A 20,832-nucleotide genomic window follows, 5' to 3' on the forward strand; every position below is an offset into this window, starting at 1 on the left:
CTAACTTTTCTTCTTTGCTTCGCATCGTGTATTTACCAGCCATATTGCCACCTCCATGTCTATAATAGCATAAAAATAATGGTAGGCACTTTTGTGTCTACCATTATTTTATCACTTCAGCTTCCTTGCGGCGGGCCTTGTTTTTCATTTCGATCAACGGAAAAGGGACAGAATCACGCTGCTCAAAGCAGAGCAAAAAAGGGCGATGACCAGCACCAAAGCTCCGCTTGGCAAATGGAAGGCTGCGCTGGGCAGAAGCATCCCCACCAAGGCGAAAAACAGCACCATCAATGCAGCGCTGCCCAGGGCGCCATACAGTCTTTTGGGAAAGCGGACGGAAAGCAGACCGCACAGAATTCCTCCCAGGCCTACGGCCAGATAGGGACAAAGAGACAGATATCCCGCCGGAATCACCCCGGAATAAAGGGAAAAGGCCATGATCCACAACAGGGCGATGACGCACAGGATCCCCCCTCCGGCGGCAGTGAACAAATGGACGATGGCCTGCACACCTTTGTTTTCTTTTTTCTTGTCTTCCGGCATAAAAAAACCTCCCCCATCAAGATACACAGTATCTTTATGAGGGAGATCCTTTTTTCAGTACGGTTTTTACTCCTTTTCCTCGCCGTTCTCTTTGGCCTGCACGCACCATTTTTTCATGGTGAGCTTGGTGCGATCCGCGCCGGTTTCGATGACGATCTCATCCTCTTTCACCGAGATGATCTTGCCCACGATGCCGCCGATGGTGACGATATGATCCCCGGCCTCCAGGGAATTGCGCATGATCCGCTCTTTTTTCTCCCGCTTCTGCTGGGGACGGATCAGCAAAAGATAGAAAATTGCAAAGGTGGCTACGATCCAGATATAGGCGGTCCATTCCATAGTTCGGTATCCTCCTGATGATAGACAGTAGTAAAAGTATACCGCATTTTTTCTCCGGTGACAAGCCCCAATCCCTGTTTCGCCGAAGCCTTAGATGCGTTTTCCCAGTTTTTCGCTGTTTTCCCGCCGGAAAGCTTCAAAATTCCCCTGATCCAGCGCATCCCGGATCTGCTGCATCAGGTGGTTATAGAAATAGAGGTTGTGGGTGACGGCAAAGCGCATGGCCAGCATCTCTTCCGCTTTGAACAGATGGCGCAGATAGGCCCGGGAATACCCCTGGCACACCGGGCACTGGCACTGAGGATCGATGGGGCCGTCGTCCAGCTGGTACTTGGCGTTTTTGATGTTGATGATACCCTGGGAAGTGAACAGATGTCCGTGACGGGCATTGCGGGCGGGCATGACGCAGTCGAAAAAGTCCACGCCCCGGGCTACCCCTTCGATGATGTTGGAGGGCGTACCCACTCCCATGAGATACCGGGGCTTGTCCGCCGGCATATGGGGGTCCAGCTGCTCGATGATCTCGTACATCACTTCGGTGGGCTCCCCTACGGCCAGGCCGCCGATGGCATAGCCCGGCAGATCCAGCTGAGCAATCTGCTTCATGTGCTCAATGCGCAGATCGGTATAAGTGCCGCCCTGGTTGATGCCGAAGAGCACCTGGCCGGGGTTGATGGTGTCCTCCTGCTGCTGGAGCCGGTGCAGCTCCTTTTTGCACCGCTCCAGCCAGCGGACGGTGCGGGCGATGGAGGCCTTCACATAGTCATAGGGGGCCGGGTTTTCGATGCACTCATCAAAGGCCATGGCAATGTCGCTGCCCAGATTCCACTGGATATGCATGCTCTCTTCCGGGCCCATAAAGATCCGGTGACCATCGGTGTGAGCGGCAAAGCGCACCCCCTCTTCGGTGATCTTCCGCAGTCCGGCCAGGGAGAAAACCTGGAACCCGCCGCTGTCTGTGAGGATGGGGCCATCCCACCGCATGAATTTGTGCAGTCCTCCCATCTGACGGATCACATCATCCCCGGGACGCACATGAAGATGGTAGGTGTTGGACAGCTCCACCTGGCAGCCGATATCCCGCAGGTCCTTGGCAGACAGCCCGCCTTTGATGGCGGCCTGGGTGCCCACATTCATAAAAACAGGGGTCTGGACGGTGCCATGAGGACAGGTAAATTCGCCCCGACGGGCCCGCCCCTCCTGCTTGATTACTTTAAACATGGCCTTCTCCTTCAATGGATAAGAATTCTTCCTGGCTTTCGGCGGGCAATTCCACTTCCCGCAATGTGCGCTGGATCTGCCGGGTGCGCACACCCACCAGCTTGTCCAGCTCTTCGTTGGCCTGGTTCAGCCGCTTCTGGGCCCCTTCCAGCACCAGAGCGAATTTAGAAAATTCGCTCTTCACCGCGCCCAGCACCTTCCACACTTCTGCCGAGCGCTTCTGCACCGCCAGAGTGCGGAAGCCCAGCTGCAAACTGTTGAGCAAAGCGGCGGTGGTGGTTGGCCCGGCCAGATTGACTTTGAACTCTTTTTGCAGCTGCTCGATCATGCCCAGGCGCACCGCTTCGGCGTACAGCCCTTCCACCGGCAGGAACATCAGAGCAAAGTCGGTGGTGTTCGGGGGATCGATGTACTTGTCATGGATGTCTTTTGCAAAGCTGCGCAGCCGGTCCCGCAGCACCCGCCGGGCCTGCTCCACCTGCTGGGCATCTCCCGTGTCATAGGCATCCAGCAGCTGCTCATAGGCATCCCCCGGGTATTTGGAATCCACCGGCAGCCACACCGGCTTTTCTCCGTCTCCCGGCAGTTTGATGGCAAATTCCACCACAGCGGCGCTTCCCTTTTTGGTGCACACATTCCGGGCGTATTGCTCCGGCGCCAGGATCTGCTCCAGAATGGCCCCCAGCTGCAATTCTCCCAGCGTGCCCCGGGTCTTCACATTGCTCAGCACTTTTTTCAGATCCCCCACCCCCACGGCCAGGGTCTGCATTTCTCCCAGGCCCTTGTAGACCTGTTCCAGACGCTGGCTGACGATGGCAAAGGAATCGTTCAGCTTTTTCTCCAGGGTGGTCTGGAGTTTTTCGTCCACGGTGGAGCGGATCTCATCCAGCTGACGCTGGTTCTGCCGCTGCACCTGATCCAGAGAATAACTGAGAGTGCGCCGCAGGTTTTCCAGCTTTTGCTCGGTCTGCATTCCCTGCTCCACCTGCTGCTGCCGCAGGATGTTCAGCTGCTCTCCCAGAGCGCGGGACTGGGAAGAAAGCAAAGCCTCCATCTGGGCCCGCAGGGCGGCCAGCTCCTCATTTTCCTTCCGGCTCTCCAGCTGCCGGGCCAGATCGCCCAGTTTTTTTTGCTGAAACACCAGCAGAACAAGCATTGCAAGCAGCAGAAATGCCGCAATCAAAAGAGCGAAAAATTCCATCTTTGCCCCTTTCTTTGCCTCTTCACCAAAAAAGCGCCTTTCCGGCGCTTTTTGGCATTGCTTTCTTAGCCGATCAGATCCAGGATCATACCGGCGTACATCTTGCAGGCCGAGACCACATCTTTCACATCCACCGTCTCATTATAGGTATGGATGCCTTCGGCATTGGAGGGGCCATACTGGATGGTGGAGATCCCCGCTTCCCGGAAATACCGGGTGTCGCTGCTGGCCCATTGGTAAGCGGCGATCAGATCGATGTCCATCAGCTCCTTGGCACACCGCCGGGCCGAAAGGACGATGGGGTCATTGATGGAGCAGTAGTTTCCAGTGCGGCCGCCCCGGTACTCTACTTTGCACCGATCGGTGAGACCCAAGCGCTCAATGATCTCGGCCACCTTCTTCTGCACCTGCTCGCCATCTACGCCGATGGGCACCCGGCAGTCGATGTCCGCCTGGCAGCTGTCGGCCACCATGTTGTACTTGGTACCGCCCTGGATGACGCCGAAGTTCACCGTCACATGATCCATGCAGTTGTCCACCCCGGGCGCCTTCTGGATATCCCGGATGGCCTGCTTGGACACCTCCATCACCTGGGCGATCTCTCCATCGTAGCTGCCATGGATCTCCCGCAGCTCCTTCAGGGCCTGGCACAGTTCCATCATATCCTCCACGGCGCTTTGGCCCACATAGGGAGCCAGGCTCCCGTGAGCGCTGCGGCCGGTGAGGGTCAGATGAATGCCCAGGTTGCCCTTCTGCCCCACCTCGATGTTGTCAAAACCGGTGGGTTCGGGCACGATGCCCCAGTCCCCCTTGATGTATCCATGCTCAAAGAGCCACTGGGTGCCATGGTATCCACCGGTCTCCTCATCGGGCACGATGGTATACAGGATCTCACCGCTGAGCTCGGCGTTGTGCTGGGCCAGCATAGCAATGGCAAAGAGGGAAGAAGCCAGACCGCACTTCATATCGGAAGTGCCTCTTCCCAGAATACGGCCGTCTTTGATCTCCCCGGAATAGGGCGGGAAATCCCATTTGCTCTCGTCTCCGGCGGGCACCACATCGCAGTGGCCGTTGAACACCACCCGTTTGCCCCCTTTTTTGCCGAAGGTGGCCAGAATGTTGGGGCATCCAGGCACCGGGCGGACAATCTCATAGGGAATATGGTATGTATCCAGGAAATCGCAGATAAACTTCGTCACATCCTCCACATCGCCGGGAGGGTTTTCCGAAGGGATGCGAATGATATCCTGACAAAAGCGGATCAGGTCCTCCTGCCTCTCATCGATGATCTTCCAAATTTCATGTTGCTGCATAAAAACGCTCATCCTTTCTGGCGGCCAAAGGGCCGCAACAATCTGATTATAGCACATCCCGCTCCCTCATAAAAGAGGCCGGAGAAAAAATCATTCCTCTATCTCGCCGATAAATTCCCGCAAAAGGGAATCGCCAGGCACATTCTCCTGGGAAAGCGATGGCAGAAATTCCAAAAACCGCCGGAGCTTTCCGGTGAGACGATGCTGGGGCAAATTTTCCCCTGTAAGCAAGCCGGCATAGACCGCTCCTTCATAGGGCATAAAGGAATCCAGCTCATAATCGGCAAAGCGCTTGAAGGGCAGGATATGATCTTCCTCCCCGGCCGTCACCGAAGGCAGAAGGTCCATGGTCTCCAAAAAGCTGCGGCCCCGGCAGCGGCTGTCCCGCAGCAGACGGCGCATCAGCCGGATGTGAGAGGGATGGAGACACTCCCCGTTTTCAAAACGCAGACGGGTGCGCACGCTGATATAGATCCGGCTGGAAAAATCCAAAGCGGCCCCGGTGACCAGAGGGTTCAACGCATGAATGCCTTCAAAGATCACAAACTCATCGGGCTGACGCTGGAACAAAAACCCCGGCTTGCGGCTTTGGGTAGGAAAATCATAATAAGGCACATAGGTGGGACGACAGGCGAAAATATCCTCCATCTGTTTGGAAAGCAAAGGGATATCCAGCCGGTGGGGGGATTCAAAATCGATCTCCCCGTTTGTGTCCCGGGGCACATCGGGGTTGATGGCCGGCAGAAAGTAATGGTCCATGGAGATGGCCCGGGCCGGAAAGCCCAGTGCGTGCAGCTCCCCCGCCAGACGGCTGGCCGTGGTGGTCTTGCCCGAACCGGAGGGCCCGCAGAGAAGCACCACCGGCTGTCCTTTGTGCTTTGCCAGCTGCCGGGCCAACTTGCGGGGCTTTTCCCGGCTTTTCTCTTCACAGAAAGCGATAAACTCCTCCTGGTTTTCTTCCAGCTGCCGGCGCAATTTTTCCATGGAATAAAAAGTGATATTCATCGGTTTATTTCTCCCATTTGTCGCAAAGTTCCTGGATACGATCGGCCAGACGGGCCAGATCCTTGTTGGCTCTTCCCTGGCTCTGTTCCACCAGATCGGTGAGCCGCTGCAAAGCGGCCTTGAGCCGTGCCATGGCCGGGGAGGGCTTTTGCTTGCCCCGGCGCACCGGCACCAGCACCGGCGGATGGAGATGGGCCCAGGCCCCGTTCAGAAGATCATAACTGGAGCCGCTGTATGGCGCTTCGGCGGCATAGTGCAGCTGGGTGCGCAGCCGCTCGGCAAACTGCTCACACACCTGGGCTTCCCCATGCTGGACAAACACCAGCCGGGGCTTGGGAGAAAAATACTGAAGCCAGCGGATCAGGCCGTCCACATCGGCATGGCCGCTGATGCCCGCCAGGCTTTTGATGTGGGCGTTCACCTGGATGTCCTCCCCGAACAGCCGCACCCGTTTGGCTCCGTCAAACAGCGCCCGGCCCAAGGTGTTTTTGGCCTGATAGCCCACAAACAGGATGGTGTTTTCCCGCCGCCACAGATTGTGCTTCAGATGGTGGCGGATGCGCCCGGCTTCACACATTCCGCTGGCCGACAAAATCACCTTGCACCGCTCATCAAAATTGATGGCTTTGGATTCTTCCGCCGTCACCGTAGTGATCAGGCCGGGAAAAGTCAGGGGATTTTCTCCCCGATGCACCATTTCCATGGCTTCTTCGTCAAAATTGCCCAGCATATTCTCCCGGTAGATGTGGGTGGCCTCGATGGCCAGGGGGCTGTCCAGATAGACGGGGAAATCAGCGTGGCCCCGGATCAATCCATCCCGGCGGATCTTGTGGAGAAAATATAAAAGCTCCTGGGTGCGCCCCACCGCAAAGGAGGGAATGACCACGCTGCCGCCCCGGTCAAAGGTCTCCTGGAGCACCTGGGTCAAAGCGGTGATATAATCGGGCTTTTCCCCATGGCTCCGGTCGCCGTAGGTGGATTCCATCACCACATAATCGGCCTGGAGAATGTACTGGGGATCGTTGAGAATGGGTTTGCCGGTGTTGCCAATGTCCCCGGAAAAGACGATTTTCCGCTCCTGTTCCTCTTCGGTGAGCCACAGCTCAATGCTGGAGGAGCCCAGCAGGTGCCCGGCGTCCACAAAACGCACATCCACCCCCGGGGCCGCAGTGAACCGGCTGCCATAGGGATGGGGACAGAACAGCTCCAGCACCCCTTCGGCGTCCTCCATTTCATACAAAGGCACATACCCTTCCCCGCCGGAGCGGCGGGCTTTCCGGTTGCGCCATTCCGCTTCGAACATCTGAATATGGGCGCTGTCCCGCAGCATGATGTCGCACAGCTGGCAAGTGGCCGTGGTGGCATGGACCTTTCCCCGGAAGCCCTGGCGGTACAAAAGGGGCAAAAGTCCGGCGTGATCGATGTGGGCATGGGTGAGGATCACCATATCCACCTGGCCGGGAGCAATGGGCAGGCCGATGTTCACATAGGTGTCCTGTCCCTGTTCCATGCCATAGTCGATGAGCACATTCTGCCCATTCACCTCCAGCAGACTGCAACTGCCGGTGACTTCATGAGCAGCGCCGATAAAAGTCAATTTCATATGGTTTCTCCTTGTCTCTGTTCAAAGAGCGAATCGGTCTGCATTCCTTTCTTTTATTATACAAAATAAGCCACTTTTCAGCAAGTGCTGGCAGTGGTTGAATCGAAAAAGGATTTGCGGTATAATTTCTTTGTATGTTTCGCTAGCGTATAGGGAGAAAAACACATGAACAAACGAAAAAAATCCATTCTTTCCTTATTTTTGGCCGCGCTCCTGCTGGTTTCCTGGCTGCCCGCCCCGCCGGCCCGGGCCACAGCCGCCGACCCCATTTTGCGCATCGGCCTGTATTATGGCTCCAATGGCTTGCCTGCCGCCAATTTGCAGAATGTGACCGGCTGCGGAAGCGGCTACCGGTTGGGGTATTTTTCCGGGGATCAATTCGTCTCCCTGCTGGAGACCTCCACAGTGGAGATCACCGTGGTCAAGGACAAGCAGCTGTATATCAATGAAAAAAAGGACTATTATGATGTGGCCCCGGCCTCCTATCATACCGTCATCCGGCCCTATCACCTGCAAACCAGCCGCACCTTCTCTTCGGCATCGCAAGCCCAAAATTTTGCCCAGTCCCTTTCCTCTCTGGGAGCCTTCCCTGCCTATGTAAACGGCAGCTATGTGGTGCGCATCGGCCAGTATTCCTCCACTTCGGAGGCCCAGGCGGCCCAACGCGCCGTTTCGGCCCAGGCCGGGGCGGTGAGTGTGTGCGGATACAGCGAAAGCTGCTATACCGTCACCAAAACCGGCACCAACACCATCCTGTTTGAACTGGACAGCGGCGGGAACTATCTGGGCATCCAGCCCATGGGGGCCGCCAAGACCCAGACCTGGTTCAAGGGCTTCAAATACTGCGGCGCTTTTGAATACAAACGGATGCAGGGCAATGACCTGACGGTCATCAATGTGGTGGGACTGACCGATTATGTCAAAGGGGTCATCCCTTATGAAATGAGCGCCTCCTGGCCTGCGGAAGCCCTGAAGGCCCAGGCCCTGTGCACTAAGTCCTACTCCATGAACAGTCTGGGCAAGCATTCTTCCCAAGGCTTTGACCTGTGCAATTCCACCGACTGCCAGGTCTACCAGGGCACCAACGCCGCCAACGCCAATTCGGACAGCGCCGTGGATGCCGTTTATGGCCAGTATATCCTTTACGGCGGCCAGATCGCCCAGGCCTATTACCACGCTTCCAGCGGCGGCTCCACCGAAGATGTGGAGAACATCTGGACTTCCTATGTTCCCTATCTCCGGGGCGTGGAGGACACCTATCTTAAAAACCCCGTCAACTGGAGCGCCGCTTTCACCAATGAAACGGTGGCCGCCATTCTGCGCAGCAAGGGGTATTCGGTGGGCAATGTGACCAATGTGTATGTGAGCCACACCACCTCCCACGGCAATGTGGATGGCCTGACGGTGGAGCAGGACAGCGGTAAGGACCTGGTCTTTTCCAAATCCAGCGCCCGCTCCATTCTCAATAGCTCGGCCTATGGCGTTTCCATCCTCAGTCACCGCTATACCATTTCCGGCGGTTCCGGCTCTGGCGGCGGCAATGTGGGCGGCTTCACCATCAACGGCCAGCCCTTCTCTTCCCTGTCGGGAATGTATGCCATCGGCTCCGGTGGGATCGTCGGTTCGGTGTCCTCCAGCAGTCTGTCCGCCATCACCGGTTCCGGCACGGTTTCCATCCCCGCCACACAGAAGGCCAAGGCCAACAGCGGCACCTACACCGTCACCGGCACGGGCAACGGCCATCACATCGGTCTGAGCCAGTGGGGCGCCAACGGCATGGCCAATGCGGGATTTTCCTATGAGGATATCATCAAATTTTATTTTACAGGAGTGCAGGTAGGACCTGCTGCATAAGAATTATGAAAAAAAGTGATTTTTATTACGACCTTCCCGAAGAACTGATCGCCCAGACTCCCCTGGAAAAGCGGGACACCTCCCGGCTGATGGTGCTGGACAAAAAGACCGGCCAGGTGCAGCACAAGCATTTTTATGACATCATCGATTATCTCCAGGAGGGCGACTGTCTGGTGATCAATGACACCAAAGTCATCCCGGCCCGGCTCTATGGGCAAAAAACCGGCACCGGCGGCGCCGTGGAAGTGCTGCTTCTGAAAGACCTGGGAGACAGCCGCTGGGAGTGCATCGTCTATCCCGGCCGCCGGCTGAAAGAAGGGGCCAACATCACCTTTGGCGACGGCCGGCTCACCGCCACCATCGACAAAGTGCTGGAAACGGGCAACCGGATCATCTCCTTCCGCTATGAAGGCATCTTCCTGGAAATTCTGGAGGAACTGGGAGAAATGCCCCTGCCCCACTACATCAAAGAGCACCTTTCCGACCCGGACCGGTATCAGACGGTCTATTGCCGGGAACCTGGTTCCGCTGCCGCTCCCACGGCCGGGCTCCACTTCACCCCGGAGCTGATGGAGCGCATCCGGGAAAAAGGCGTGGTCTTTGCCCCCGTCACTCTCCATGTGGGCCTGGGCACCTTCCGCCCGGTGAAAGAAGAGGAGATCACCGACCATGTGATGCATTCGGAACAGTATTTCATCACCCCCCAGTCGGCGGAAATCATCAACCAGGCCCGGCAATCGGGACACCGGGTCATCGCCGTGGGCACCACTTCCTGCCGTACTCTGGAAACCGTCACCGATGAAAACCATGTAACGCACCCCGGGGAAGGCAACACCGATATTTTCATCTATCCCGGCTATACCTTCAAAGGGCTGGACGCCCTCATCACCAATTTCCATCTGCCGGAGAGCACTCTGGTGATGCTGGTTTCCGCTCTGGCCGGTCGGGAAAACATTCTCAATGCCTATCGCCAGGCCGTGGAGGAAAAATACCGGTTCTTCAGCTTTGGCGATGCCATGTTCATCTGCTGAACGCATAAAAAAAGAAGCCCTTTTGGGGCTTCTTTTTTTGTCTGTTATTCTCCCATCTGCACCAGATGGAAGACCTTTTTGCCCTTTTTGATGATAAACTCCTGAGCAAGATCCTGGGCGGTAAAACGCACGGTGGGATCGGTGACCTTTACCCCTTTCACCAGCACGCCGCCCTGGGTGATCAGACGCCGGGCCTCGCCCTTGGAAGGCGTCAGGCCGCACTTGACCATCAGATCCAGCAGGCCGATGGCGCCACCCTGCAAATCGGCAGATGTCAGTGTGGTAGAAGGCATGTTGCTGGTGTCGCCCCCGCCGGCAAAGAGACCACGGGAGGCTTCCTGGGCCTTCTGGGCTTCCTCTTCCCCATGAACCATCCGGGTCAGTTCGAAGGCCAGAATCTCCTTGGCCTGGTTCAGCTGTGCGCCTTCCCAGCTGTCCATCTCCTGGATCTGCTCCAGGGGCAGGAAGGTGAGCATCCGGATGCACTTGAGCACATCGGCATCCTCCACATTCCGCCAGTACTGGTAGAACTCGTAGGGCGATGTCTTGTTGGGGTCCAGCCACACGGCGTTGCCAGCGGTCTTGCCCATCTTGTTGCCCTGGGAGTCGGTGAGCAGAGTGATGGTCATGGCGTGGGCATCCTTGCCCAGCTTTTTGCGGATCAGCTCGGTGCCGCCCAGCATATTGCTCCACTGGTCGTCGCCACCAAACTGCATATTGCAGCCCTCGTGCTGGAACAGATGATAGAAGTCATAAGACTGCATGATCATGTAGTTGAATTCCAGGAAGGACAGACCCTTTTCCATCCGCTGCTCATAGCACTTGGCCCGCAGCATATTGTTCACCGAGAAGCAGGCGCCCACTTCCCGCAGAAGCTCCACATAATTCAGTTTCAGCAGCCAATCGGCGTTGTTGAGCATCTTGGCCTTGCCTTCGCCGAACTCGATGAATTTCTCCATCTGGCGCTTGAAGCACTGGGCGTTGTAATCGATGTCTTCCTTGGTGAGCATCTTCCGCATATCGGTGCGGCCGGAGGGGTCGCCGATCATGGTAGTGCCGCCGCCGATGAGGGCGATGGGCCGGTTGCCCGCCATCTGCAGCCGCTTCATCAGGGTCAGGGCCATGAAATGACCGGCGGTCAGGCTGTCGGCTGTGCAGTCAAAGCCGATGTAAAACACCGCTTTGCCTTCGTTGATCATCTTGGAGATCTCTTCTTCGTTTGTCACCTGGGCCACAAGGCCTCGGGCTTTCAGTTCCTCATACACTGTCATTGATTCATTCCTCCTATGGGGGCAGGAACGCAAAAACGCCCTCTGCCAAAAATAAGCAGAGGGCGAAAAATCCGCGGTACCACCTCTATTTGCGTCCCCCTTGCGGAAAGACGCCTCCACGAGTGCAAACACACTCCTGCGCTGTAACAGGCGCACCTGTGACCGCCTACTCCCCTTCGTGGGTTTTGGGGTCCCGCTCACGGAGGTATTTCACAAGATCCTTGCAGCCGTTTCCACCAACCACGGCCTCTCTGCAGCCAAGCGCTCCTGCTACTTTTTCCGATCATCGCATTTGATAGAGCTTATTTTATCCTGTTTTTCCCCGTTTGTCAACCATCGGCCTGTTCCGGCGGATGCTCCAGCCGGATGCCCACGGAAAAGATCTTCACCATCTGGGAAGTGTTGTTCTGCCATTTATGCTTACAGTTGGAAGAAATCCACATGCTGTCGCCGGGATACAGGGTATATTCCTGTTCATCGATCCAAGCATGGAGCACCCCTTCGATAACATATAAATATTCTAATTGAGGCTGATGGCCGCCAGACCTCGCTCCGCCTGGGATAAAAACCCCACCGAAAGCTCGGAAAGCTGGCGCAGCATCTTTATTTTACACCAATGAGCAGAATTGTACAAATGGAAAAAACAGCCTTTGAGAGCCTGCCCAAGACAGACTCCCAAAGGCTTGTTGACTTTTATTCCTGCCGCAGACGGTCCACCACGGAACGGCGCCGGGCCGCCCGGCCACTGAACAGAGGAATCGCCGCACCCATCACCGCAAACAGCGGCAAAATCATCAAAATAGGCCAAACCGTAAAACGATAGGTGAAAAACCACAGCATATGGTTTAAGGTTCTGCTCAAGAAGGGCACAGCAATGAGCACCAGCACCGTTGCCAAAACGGCGGCCCCCAGCGTATACAGCAGTCCTTCCAAAGACAGCAAGATCTGCATTTGCCGGGTGGTCATGCCGATGGACTGGAGCACCGCCAGCTCCCGCCGGCGAGCTGCAATCCCAGTGAGAATGGCATTGAAGAAGTTCAATACACCCACCAGCCCCACCACAAAACTCAAGGCCCCGCCCAGGATCAAAAACATCCGGCGCACATTTTCAAATTCCCCGGCATAGGTGCTTTTGCTCTCATAATCCAACTGAGGATTTTGGTTTTCCGTGTAATCCTGAAGAAAACTCTCCATGGATGCATTGGACTTTTTCGTCGTATCGAAAGCATAGTACATCACACAGCGGGTACCGGTATCACGGACAAAGGCATCTGCTCCCAGAACAAACTCATCTGCGCCAAAATAGCGATAGCTGAACGCATTGGGAACGGTCACCAAGGCGGTCACCGTATATTCCACATCCCGGTATTCTACTGCCCGCGCAATGCAATTTACCTCGTTGGGAACATCCTCTAACTTCTCGTAGACCTGGCCGGTAATGGGATCATAATACTCATATCGCTCCACATACCGCAAAGTCACTTTGTCTCCCAGCTTGGCCCAGTGGCTGTTCTCCTCTGCTTTCCCATAGTCGTCTTCCGGATAGACTGCGGCCATGGCGTAACTATCCGGCTGACTGAGAGCGGAAAGATCGCCTTCCAGCACAGTCAAATGGTCCAGAGCAAAAGACTCCATGCCATAAAGCTGGGCCCTGTCTGCCAAAAGCCCCTCCGGGGTTCGCTCCATATAACCGATCATGGAATCGATCTGCTCCTGAGAGTTCCACTGGCTCTGAACCGAACGGTAATAATCTTCGGTGACAAATTCCTCAACGGGGGTCACTTTGCCATAGATTCTGCCGCTCTCTGTAATGCCTCCCTGGGCATCAATGACATCGATCACCTCTTCCGGCACGGCCGTTTCCTCACTGAAGCTATCCGTGGATTGGAATTTTCCCCCGTCCGCCACAATGAAATCACTGGCAGTAAATCCGGAAATGAATTTTTCCATATCAAAGCTTCCGGCAAAGGTGACCGTCATGGTGAGAAGCACCACCGCCAAAGCCAAAGAAAGCATGGTCACAGCGGTTTTTCCCCGATTGCGCCCCAGATTGGCCCAGGCCATGGACAACAGGGATACCTTCCCATCTTCTTTTTTCTCCTTACTGCGGGAAACTTTTCCTTCGGTATAACGCACCGCTTCCACCGGCGAGACCCTTCCCGCCACCTTTCCCGGGCGCCTGCAAGAGATGAAAACGGTCACCAAAGCAAAGGCGGCCGATGCTGCAAAAAGAACCGGGCTGACCGATACCATTTCAGTGACTCCGTTGAGGCGGGCCGCCACCAGCGGGGTGAGAACCCCTCCCAGAAGCCAGCCCAGCACCAGACCGATGGGAATGCCCATCAACGAAAGGATCAGCGCTTGGATTCGGATGATCCGACGCAGCTGCCGGGGCGTGGTGCCAATGGTTTTCAGTAAACCGTAAAAGTGGATATCCCCTGCCACAGAAATCTGAAACACATTATAGATGATGAGATAACCGGTGAGCAGAATAAGAATCAGCATGGCCACCAAAACCACGGCCGTCGTCGGGTCCAGTTTGCTGGAAAGCTGAGCGCCAGTATAACCCCAGTTGACGCCGATGGCAATCCGGTTTCCTCCCTGGCCACGCTGCCCTTTTTCATAACCATGGTCTTCCAGGATCTTCACCATGTCGGATTCGATGGAGCGGGAGCCGTTTTTCAGTATCACATCCAGGGAATATCCGCCGGTCAACTGGTCCTCCCCCGGGGGTGTGACGCCCGTTTCCTGCAAAACGGCCTCTACCCGGCTTTCCGGAATCAAAATATGGCTCGCTGTGATGGCCTCATCGTACTCCCACCATCCGCACAATGTAAAGGTCTGGGTGGTTTCGTGGCCATCCACCAAAAAAGTGACAGTGAACTGCTCTCCCACCTTTGGTGTGATCCCCAAGAGCTTCAAAACACGGGTATCTGTGGCGGCCTCGTTGGTGTTTTCCTTGGGCAGCCGGCCTTCCACCGGGTCACAATATATAAAATGCGCTTCTTTTTCGTCACAATAGCTGATTTCCACATGGGATTTGTGAAAGGGCGCCTCCTCGGGCATTCCCAAAAATCGGCGTACGCCCCATTCCTTTATCAGGGGATCGCCTTTCAACGCATCAAACTGTTCTTTGCTCAGGCTCTTAAAGGTGCCATGGGCCCATCCCCCGGCCTGACGGAAGGCATTTTCTTGTATTCCTTCGTTGATGGACAGTGCAATGGTGAAAAGCGAGGTGAAAAGCACAGCTGTCAATGCGATGGCCAGGACAGCCACGATGTTCCGCGTCCGGCTGGCCAGAAGAAAGCGCAGACTCAGACGGCGAATGCAGCCTTGATTGGAAACTTTCATCTGGACACCTCCTCACCGTGTGACAATGCGCCCATCCTCAATGCGGACGATGCGATGGGCCATTTGTGCAATTTCTTCGTTGTGGGTGATCATCACCATGGTCTGAGCAAATTTCTGCCCTGTCACTTTCATCAGACTGAGCACATCCTGGCTTGTCTTGCTGTCCAGGTTGCCGGTGGGTTCGTCGGCCAATAATATGGCGGGTTTTGTGGCCATGGCCCGGGCGATCGCCACCCGTTGCTGCTGTCCGCCGGAGAGCTGATTGGGAAGGTTTTTCAGTTTCTTCTCCAGTCCCAATATGCTAATGACTTCCCGCACATACTCACGATCCACTTTTCTTCCATCCAACTGAATGGGAAGAACAATGTTCTCCCACACGCTGAGCACCGGCACCAGGTTATAAGCCTGGAAGACAAAACCGATTTTCCGCCGACGGAAAATGGTAAGTCCTTCATCTTTCAAAGAGAAAATATCCTTTCCGTCCACCGTAACAGAGCCGGAAGTGGGACGATCCAGCCCGCCCAGCATATGGAGCAAAGTGGATTTTCCCGAGCCAGAGGTCCCCACAATGGCCACAAACTCCCCTTGCTCCACGGAAAGATCCACTCCGTCCAGCGCCTTGACCTGGGTATCCCCTGAACCATAATATTTCTTCAGGTCTTTTGTCTGCAAAATACTCATATCGGTGTCCTCCAAAGGAAAAGTCTGTACCGCCTTTCGGCAATACAGACTTTACTCCTGAAATCTTTCCTCACACTTTCGAGAATATAACAGTTTTGAAAGAATCTTTTTATGGACGGGGGAGAAAGAGAAAAAAGGTACTTCCCTGCCCCGGCGCACTTTTCACTTTGATATACCCGCCCTGGGCCTGGCTGATCTGCCGGGCCAGATAAAGCCCGATCCCCAGGCCCTCCTGTTGGTAAACGCTGGGGCTCCGGTAAAACCGGCCGAAGATTTCGGCCTGCTCTGTTTCCGAAATGCCCGGACCGGTATCGGTTACGGAAATAGCGGAAAACATTTCATAATTTTCCGTTTTCACCTGTATTTTTCCCCCAGAACAGGTGTATTTCACCGCATTATCCAGCAGGTTGCACAGCGCTTCCTCCGTCCATTTGGCATCAAAAACAGCCGTCCCCTCGAAAGGGCCTGTTTCAAACACAATCCCCTTTTCTTGCGCCTTTGGCCTGTATTGGTCCACGGCCCGGTTCACCATTGCCTGGATCTCTCCTGTTTCCGGGTGAAGCGCCAGAATTCCTGTTTCCAGGCGAGAAGTCTTTACCAAGGCCTCGATCAGGCTTTGCAATTTCATCGTCTGCGCAGAAATCGCCTGGGCGCAGTCCTGGCCTTGCGGAGTAAGAGGCTGTTCCAAAAGCAGCTGGGTATACAGCAAAAGATTGGCAACCGGTGTTTTGGTTTGGTGGGAAATATCCGAGATCAATGCACTGATCTGATCCTTTTGCTCCTGTATTTTTCGGGCAGACAGGGAGCTGGCTGACAGATACCGGCTCAACCGGCTTTCCAGCGCAGACAGACGGCTTTCATCAAAGACTTTTTCCGTGAAATTCCCATTCATGGCCGAGGTGAGCATTTCATCCAACCGCTGCATGGTGTGTTTTGTTTGCCAGCGATTCCAAAGGATCAGTCCCCCGGCCAGACATAGAGCAATAAAACCCAAGCTTTCCATCATGGCCCCACCGCCCATGTGTAACCGATGCCGTAAACGGTTTTCAGGTATTCCGGCTTAGAGGGATCTTCCTCCAGCTTCCCCCGCAGCCTTTTTACTGTAACAGACAGAGCGTTTTCTTCTACAAATTCCGCTCCATCCGTCCATACCCGATCCACCAGCAAAGCGCGGGGCATGGTGTGGCCCCGGTTTTCCACCAACACCCGCAATAGCTTCTGTTCGGTTTTGCTCAGTTCCACCGCTTTGCCATGACAATGGAACTCCATCCGGTCAAAATTGAAAACAAAAGGCCCCAGCACCAAAGCACCGGCCGCCGGAGGCGTTCCCCGACGCAGCTGGGCATTCACCCGGGCCCGAAGCACTGCCAAGGAAAAGGGCTTGGTGATATAATCGTCGGCCCCGGCCTCCAGACCGGTGACCTCATCCAGTTCCAAATCGTTGGCGGTGAGAAGAATCACCGGAACAGCATCGCCTCGCTGCCGCAGCTGCCGCAATAAGGTCAGTCCATTGCCATCGGGCAAGTTCAAATCCAAAATCAACAAATCAAAACGCTTTTCCATCAGGCATATTTCCGCCTGCTGCAAAGTGCCCGCTCCCTGCACGGTGCGCTCCGGCCCTTCCAGCGCCATGGCAATGCCCCGGGCCAAAGTTTCATCATCTTCCAGAAGAAAAATATGCTTCATCCAACTGCCCCCTGTTGCGCTTGGCACCCAATCTTTTGGGTAAAAAAGAACACTGTTAGCCCTTATTTTACAATCCTTTTCTCCTGAAGGCAAGCACAGGCCATTGCTCCCTTATGCGGATAATAAAAAAGAACGCCAGCTTTAGCCGGGTGGTCGTAAAACAGTAAAATCAAACAATTGTGAAAACCTTGAGTTTTCAAGGGTTGCGGCGTGACTTCGGTCACGCCGTTTCCTCTTTCATCAGCTCATTCAGCGGGATGAAGCCCAGCCCGTCGTACTGGATGTGGATGTGCTGCACCCGTTTTCCACTGGATTTGTCCGGTGCGTCCACATAGATGGCGGACACCAGCTCCCGCAGAGCATAGCCGTCCAGTTCGTCAATGCCCACATACTTGTGCGCCGTATGAATAAACTTCTCAATGTTTTCATTCTGTCGTTCCTGTACTTCAATTTCCTGCCGCAAGGTAATGCACTCGGCCTCCAACTGCTTCTGCTCCGCGTCATAGGTCAGGCTCAGCATATCGAAGCGTTCATCACTCAACCGCCCGCTGGCGTTGTCCTCGTAAATCCTGATGAACAGCCGTTTCAGCTCAGCGATGCGGTTTTCGTTCTGTTCCAGCCGCTTTTTACGGATGCGGATCTGCTCACTGCTTTCCAGCCGGAGCTGTTCTTCCATTACCGTGCGGAAATGTGCCTCATGCCGCAGAATGTAGCCTGTCACAGCCTGAATGTGTTTCAGGACCAGATGGCTGAGTACGGCTTCCCGGATGTAATGAGTACCGCACTTGTCCTTGTGCTTCCAATGGAGAGAACAGTCAAAGAACGCGCCCTCCGGTCGGTAGTTGTTGGTCGCCCCGTAATACAGCTTCTCGCCGCAGTCTGCACAGTACACCAGCCCGGAAAAGATGCTGCTTCGGCCTGTGCGGGTCTTGCGATGCCGCTGCTGGCGAACCTGCTGTACCTTCTCAAACACGGCTTCCTCGATGATGGCCTCATGGGTATTGGGGAAGATGGCCTGCTTCTCAAGGGGATTGTCCCGCTGTTTCTTGTCCCAGATGGAGTTGGTATAGGTCTTGAAATTCACCGTACAGCCCGTGTACTCCCGCCGTTCCAGAATCGCCACAACGGTACTGCTGTGCCAGTCGTAGGGGTCCTCCGGTTTCTTGTTCGGGGTCTTGATTCCCTGCAAGGCCCTGTATGCGCTGGGTGTCAGCACCTTGTCCGCTTTCAGTTGGTTGGCGATCTGCATGGGACCACGGCCCTCCATGCACAGGTTGAAGATACGCTTCACTACATCGGCGGCTACCGGGTCAACCACCCAGCGGCGGGGATTCTCCGGGTCCTTTACATAGCCATAGGGCACATTGGTGGTCAGGGGTACGCCTCGCTCACCCTTGGCTTTCTGGACGGCCCTGATCTTGCGGCTGGTGTCCCGGGCATAGAACTCGTTGAACCAGTTTTTGATGCCCGCAAAATCGTTGTCCACCCGGTTGGGGTCAATGGTGTCGTAGTTGTCATTGATGGCAATGAAGCGGACACCGTTCTGCGGAAAGGTGAAGTTAGTATAAAGCCCCGTCAGTGCGGAGTTGCGGCCCAGTCTGGAAAGGTCCTTTGTGATCGCCACGGCCACGCGCCCCGCCTCGATTTCGGCCAGCATGGCCTGAAAGCCGGGGCGGTCGTAGGTCACACCGCTTACACCGTCATCCACGAAAAACGTGGGGTTGGGGAAGTGATGCTCCCTGGCATATTGAAGAAGCATGGCCTTCTGATTTTCAATGGACAGGGATTCGCCAGCCCGGTCATCCTCCTGAGACAGTCGGCAATAAAGGGCAGTAATTTTATCTGTTGCTCCGTACATTTCTGTATCCTCCTTTGGTGGAGCAACTGTCAGTACAGGATTGGTTGGCTCTATTGTACCAAGATTCTGGGTGTTTGTCATTCTGAATCCTCCAGCTTTTCTGCAAACTTTCTGGATGTGATACGTTCCAGCTTGCGGACAAAGTTTTCTGTCCCCTCATAGCTGCCTGTGACAACGTAGGTCGTGCCGTGGATGACCTCGGTAACGGTCAGTTGGGGAATCCAGAAAGCGGATAGGTTCTTTACATGGATGTGGCCGTCCTCACCCCAAAAGAATCTGCGCTCAGTTCTTTCAGACGGCAGAGACTCCGACTCGGAGAAATAATATCCCTCCGGGTCGAGTTGATGTTCAAATTGCATTTTCTGTTCCATAAGTTCCTCCTGATTTTGTGTAAGAATTAGTGTTCGATTTCCTGTTTTTTCTGCCGTGCAACGGCGTTCTGTCGATCCTGCTCATGCTGTACCTCATAGATGCTGTAATGGATGGCCCAGAGCTTTTTTGTGTCGGCATACAGGGGTGAAAGCTCCTGCTGTAAATCCCTGTACTCCATTTCCAGACGGGCCTTTTCCGCACGCCATGCAGCAGTGGGCAGCTTGCCGTCCACCACTTGTCCTTTCAGCTTGCGCTCGGCCATGTAGAACAGCCGCAGTTCCTCGTCATGCTCGGACTTATACTTCTGGCGGGATTTCTCAAAGCGGATGGTTTTCAGCTTGTCGGCAACCGGTTTTCCGGCCTTGTAGTAATCCGCCATGCGCAGCAGCTCGTCCAGTTCCTTGATGCGGGCCTGTTTCCCGGAAGCGGACTTTTTCAGCGTGTCGATTTTGCCCTGCATGGTATGCAGGGCTGCGCCCAGATCATCAGCGGTGTAGAGATGCTTGGATTCCAGATAGCTAACTGCCTCGGACAGCTTTTTCAGATTGGCGATTCTGGCCTTGCCGCTGTATGCGCCTTTGTTGCGGTTGTCGTAGTAGGCGGACAGCAGCTCCGCCAACGTAGGCGGCTGGGGCCTGGACAGCTCAGTTTTGACAGCTTTCAGCCAGTCGATCAGGGCGGCGATTTTCTGTTTCGCCTCCCGGAGCATGGCGTTGGTTTTCCTGATCCAGCGGTTGAGATCGCCTTTGTCTGTGCGGATGCCCTTGGCTTCCATCGCCCGGACAGTCGGCCCCTCATGCTGGGTGGGGATCTGCTCTACACCCTGACGCTCATAGCTGCGGTGGTCGATGCGGCAATCCAAACCCTTCTCGGAAAACTTTGCGTTGCACAGGTCAGCCCATGTTTGCCGCCATGCTTCCAGTGTTTCCGGGCTGCCCCAATCGGTGGTAGGAACGGCGTTGAACCCATAGTTGCCAGCCTCGTCCCGGATGCGGTTGCTATGCTCGTCAAGCAGATATTCCCGCCGCTGCTTGTTGCCCCACTTTCCGTTTGGCAGGATAGGTCGGATAGGACACATGATATGGAAATGGGGATTCTGGATGCCTCCGTCCTCCTTGTCGGGAGAGTGAACAGCGAAGTCCACCACCATGCCCCGACTTACAAACTGCTCCAATAAAAATTGCCTTGCGAGCTCGATGTTTTCCTGCATGGAAAACTCGTTCTGCAAAGCAATGTCAAAGCTGTATGCAAGCTGCGCTTTCTTTCCCCGTTCCGCTTTCTCCACCTCGTTCCATAGGGTTTCACGGTCAGAGAAAGAGGGTGGAGCATAGGGCGGCAGCAGGATTTCAGAACAAATCACGCCGCCCTTGCGGGTGTAGTCGCTGTCCTCGCCGTAATACTCGCTGTGCAGCTTTTCGCCGGAACGATAGGCGGCAGCAGCTACGGCAGACTGTCCGGCGCTGCGCTTGATCTGGGTCACATGAAAATGATACAGTGCGATAG

The 20,832-nt window shown here is 55.2% G+C and carries 19 protein-coding genes and 1 other annotated feature; of the genes, 2 read left to right on the plus strand and 17 right to left on the minus strand.

Features of this window, described 5'->3' with window-relative positions:
- Nucleotides 1–153 precede the first annotated feature (153 nt).
- The 7 genes from KQI26_RS12775 to KQI26_RS12805 form a co-directional block, all read right to left on the minus strand.
- Complete coding sequence (locus KQI26_RS12775; RefSeq protein WP_216504709.1) at nucleotides 154–543, minus strand: hypothetical protein; 390 nt, start codon at nucleotides 541–543, stop codon at nucleotides 154–156.
- Nucleotides 544–609: 66 nt separating this feature from the next.
- Nucleotides 610–882 carry a preprotein translocase subunit YajC gene (yajC, locus tag KQI26_RS12780; RefSeq protein ID WP_118748450.1) on the minus strand — a complete coding sequence of 91 codons (273 nt, stop codon included), beginning with the start codon at nucleotides 880–882 and terminating at the stop codon, nucleotides 610–612.
- A gap of 90 nt (nucleotides 883–972) precedes the next feature.
- The gene (tgt, locus tag KQI26_RS12785) at nucleotides 973–2,103 is read right to left on the minus strand and encodes a tRNA guanosine(34) transglycosylase Tgt (RefSeq protein ID WP_216504710.1); all 1,131 of its coding nucleotides are present in this window, start codon (nucleotides 2,101–2,103) and stop codon (nucleotides 973–975) included.
- Complete coding sequence (locus KQI26_RS12790) at nucleotides 2,096–3,304, minus strand: DNA recombination protein RmuC (RefSeq protein ID WP_177614483.1); 1,209 nt, start codon at nucleotides 3,302–3,304, stop codon at nucleotides 2,096–2,098. Before KQI26_RS12790 ends, tgt begins: the two co-directional genes overlap by 8 nt.
- A 65-nt stretch (nucleotides 3,305–3,369) precedes the next feature.
- On the minus strand, nucleotides 3,370–4,617 hold the full coding sequence (locus KQI26_RS12795) for a M20 family metallopeptidase (RefSeq protein ID WP_216504711.1): 1,248 nt from the start codon (nucleotides 4,615–4,617) through the stop codon (nucleotides 3,370–3,372).
- A 90-nt stretch (nucleotides 4,618–4,707) separates the two neighbouring features.
- Nucleotides 4,708–5,622 (minus strand): nucleoside kinase, encoded by a 915-nt coding sequence (locus KQI26_RS12800; protein ID WP_216504712.1) that lies wholly within the window; start codon nucleotides 5,620–5,622, stop codon nucleotides 4,708–4,710.
- A 4-nt stretch (nucleotides 5,623–5,626) separates the two neighbouring features.
- Entirely contained in the window at nucleotides 5,627–7,225 is a 1,599-nt protein-coding gene (locus KQI26_RS12805) for an MBL fold metallo-hydrolase RNA specificity domain-containing protein (RefSeq protein ID WP_216504713.1), read from the minus strand.
- Nucleotides 7,226–7,390: 165 nt separating this feature from the next.
- Between KQI26_RS12805 and KQI26_RS12810 the strand changes: the two genes are divergently transcribed.
- Both KQI26_RS12810 and queA read left to right on the plus strand, forming a co-directional pair.
- On the plus strand, nucleotides 7,391–9,079 hold the full coding sequence (locus tag KQI26_RS12810; RefSeq protein ID WP_216504714.1) for a SpoIID/LytB domain-containing protein: 1,689 nt from the start codon (nucleotides 7,391–7,393) through the stop codon (nucleotides 9,077–9,079).
- Between the two features lie 5 nt (nucleotides 9,080–9,084).
- Nucleotides 9,085–10,110 (plus strand): tRNA preQ1(34) S-adenosylmethionine ribosyltransferase-isomerase QueA, encoded by a 1,026-nt coding sequence (gene queA / locus KQI26_RS12815; RefSeq protein ID WP_216504715.1) that lies wholly within the window; start codon nucleotides 9,085–9,087, stop codon nucleotides 10,108–10,110.
- Between the two features lie 44 nt (nucleotides 10,111–10,154).
- Here the strand turns inward: queA and tyrS are convergent, their stop codons facing one another.
- The 10 genes from tyrS to mobQ all read right to left on the minus strand — a co-directional run bounded on the left by tyrS (nucleotide 10,155) and on the right by mobQ (nucleotide 20,830).
- A complete protein-coding gene (tyrS, locus tag KQI26_RS12820; RefSeq protein WP_216504716.1) occupies nucleotides 10,155–11,381 on the minus strand; it encodes a tyrosine--tRNA ligase in 1,227 nt (408 codons plus the stop codon).
- A 55-nt stretch (nucleotides 11,382–11,436) separates the two neighbouring features.
- Nucleotides 11,437–11,677, minus strand: a binding site (T-box leader).
- A 33-nt stretch (nucleotides 11,678–11,710) separates the two neighbouring features.
- Entirely contained in the window at nucleotides 11,711–11,944 is a 234-nt protein-coding gene (locus KQI26_RS12825; RefSeq protein ID WP_216504736.1) for a cupin domain-containing protein, read from the minus strand.
- Nucleotides 11,945–12,074: 130 nt separating this feature from the next.
- The gene (locus KQI26_RS12830) at nucleotides 12,075–14,732 is read right to left on the minus strand and encodes an ABC transporter permease (protein WP_216504717.1); all 2,658 of its coding nucleotides are present in this window, start codon (nucleotides 14,730–14,732) and stop codon (nucleotides 12,075–12,077) included.
- A 12-nt stretch (nucleotides 14,733–14,744) separates the two neighbouring features.
- On the minus strand, nucleotides 14,745–15,413 hold the full coding sequence (locus tag KQI26_RS12835; RefSeq protein WP_216504718.1) for an ABC transporter ATP-binding protein: 669 nt from the start codon (nucleotides 15,411–15,413) through the stop codon (nucleotides 14,745–14,747).
- A 109-nt stretch (nucleotides 15,414–15,522) separates the two neighbouring features.
- A complete protein-coding gene (locus tag KQI26_RS12840; protein WP_371744159.1) occupies nucleotides 15,523–16,416 on the minus strand; it encodes a sensor histidine kinase in 894 nt (297 codons plus the stop codon).
- Nucleotides 16,416–17,099 carry a response regulator transcription factor gene (locus tag KQI26_RS12845; protein ID WP_118426007.1) on the minus strand — a complete coding sequence of 228 codons (684 nt, stop codon included), beginning with the start codon at nucleotides 17,097–17,099 and terminating at the stop codon, nucleotides 16,416–16,418. Before KQI26_RS12845 ends, KQI26_RS12840 begins: the two co-directional genes overlap by 1 nt.
- Before the next feature lie 62 nt (nucleotides 17,100–17,161).
- Nucleotides 17,162–17,323, minus strand: a complete 162-nt coding sequence (locus KQI26_RS12850; protein WP_216504720.1) for a hypothetical protein — start codon at nucleotides 17,321–17,323, stop codon at nucleotides 17,162–17,164.
- Nucleotides 17,320–18,957: a recombinase family protein gene (locus tag KQI26_RS12855; protein ID WP_253292843.1), complete on the minus strand. Its 1,638-nt coding sequence runs from the start codon at nucleotides 18,955–18,957 to the stop codon at nucleotides 17,320–17,322. Before KQI26_RS12855 ends, KQI26_RS12850 begins: the two co-directional genes overlap by 4 nt.
- A gap of 77 nt (nucleotides 18,958–19,034) precedes the next feature.
- Nucleotides 19,035–19,328, minus strand: coding sequence for a hypothetical protein (locus tag KQI26_RS12860; RefSeq protein WP_216504722.1), 294 nt, complete (start codon nucleotides 19,326–19,328; stop codon nucleotides 19,035–19,037).
- A gap of 26 nt (nucleotides 19,329–19,354) precedes the next feature.
- Nucleotides 19,355–20,830 carry a MobQ family relaxase gene (mobQ, locus tag KQI26_RS12865; protein WP_216504737.1) on the minus strand — a complete coding sequence of 492 codons (1,476 nt, stop codon included), beginning with the start codon at nucleotides 20,828–20,830 and terminating at the stop codon, nucleotides 19,355–19,357.
- Nucleotides 20,831–20,832 lie beyond the last annotated feature (2 nt).

It is taken from the genome of Intestinimonas sp. MSJ-38 (assembly GCF_018917925.1).
In the GTDB taxonomy this organism is placed as follows: domain Bacteria; phylum Bacillota; class Clostridia; order Oscillospirales; family Butyricicoccaceae; genus Pseudobutyricicoccus.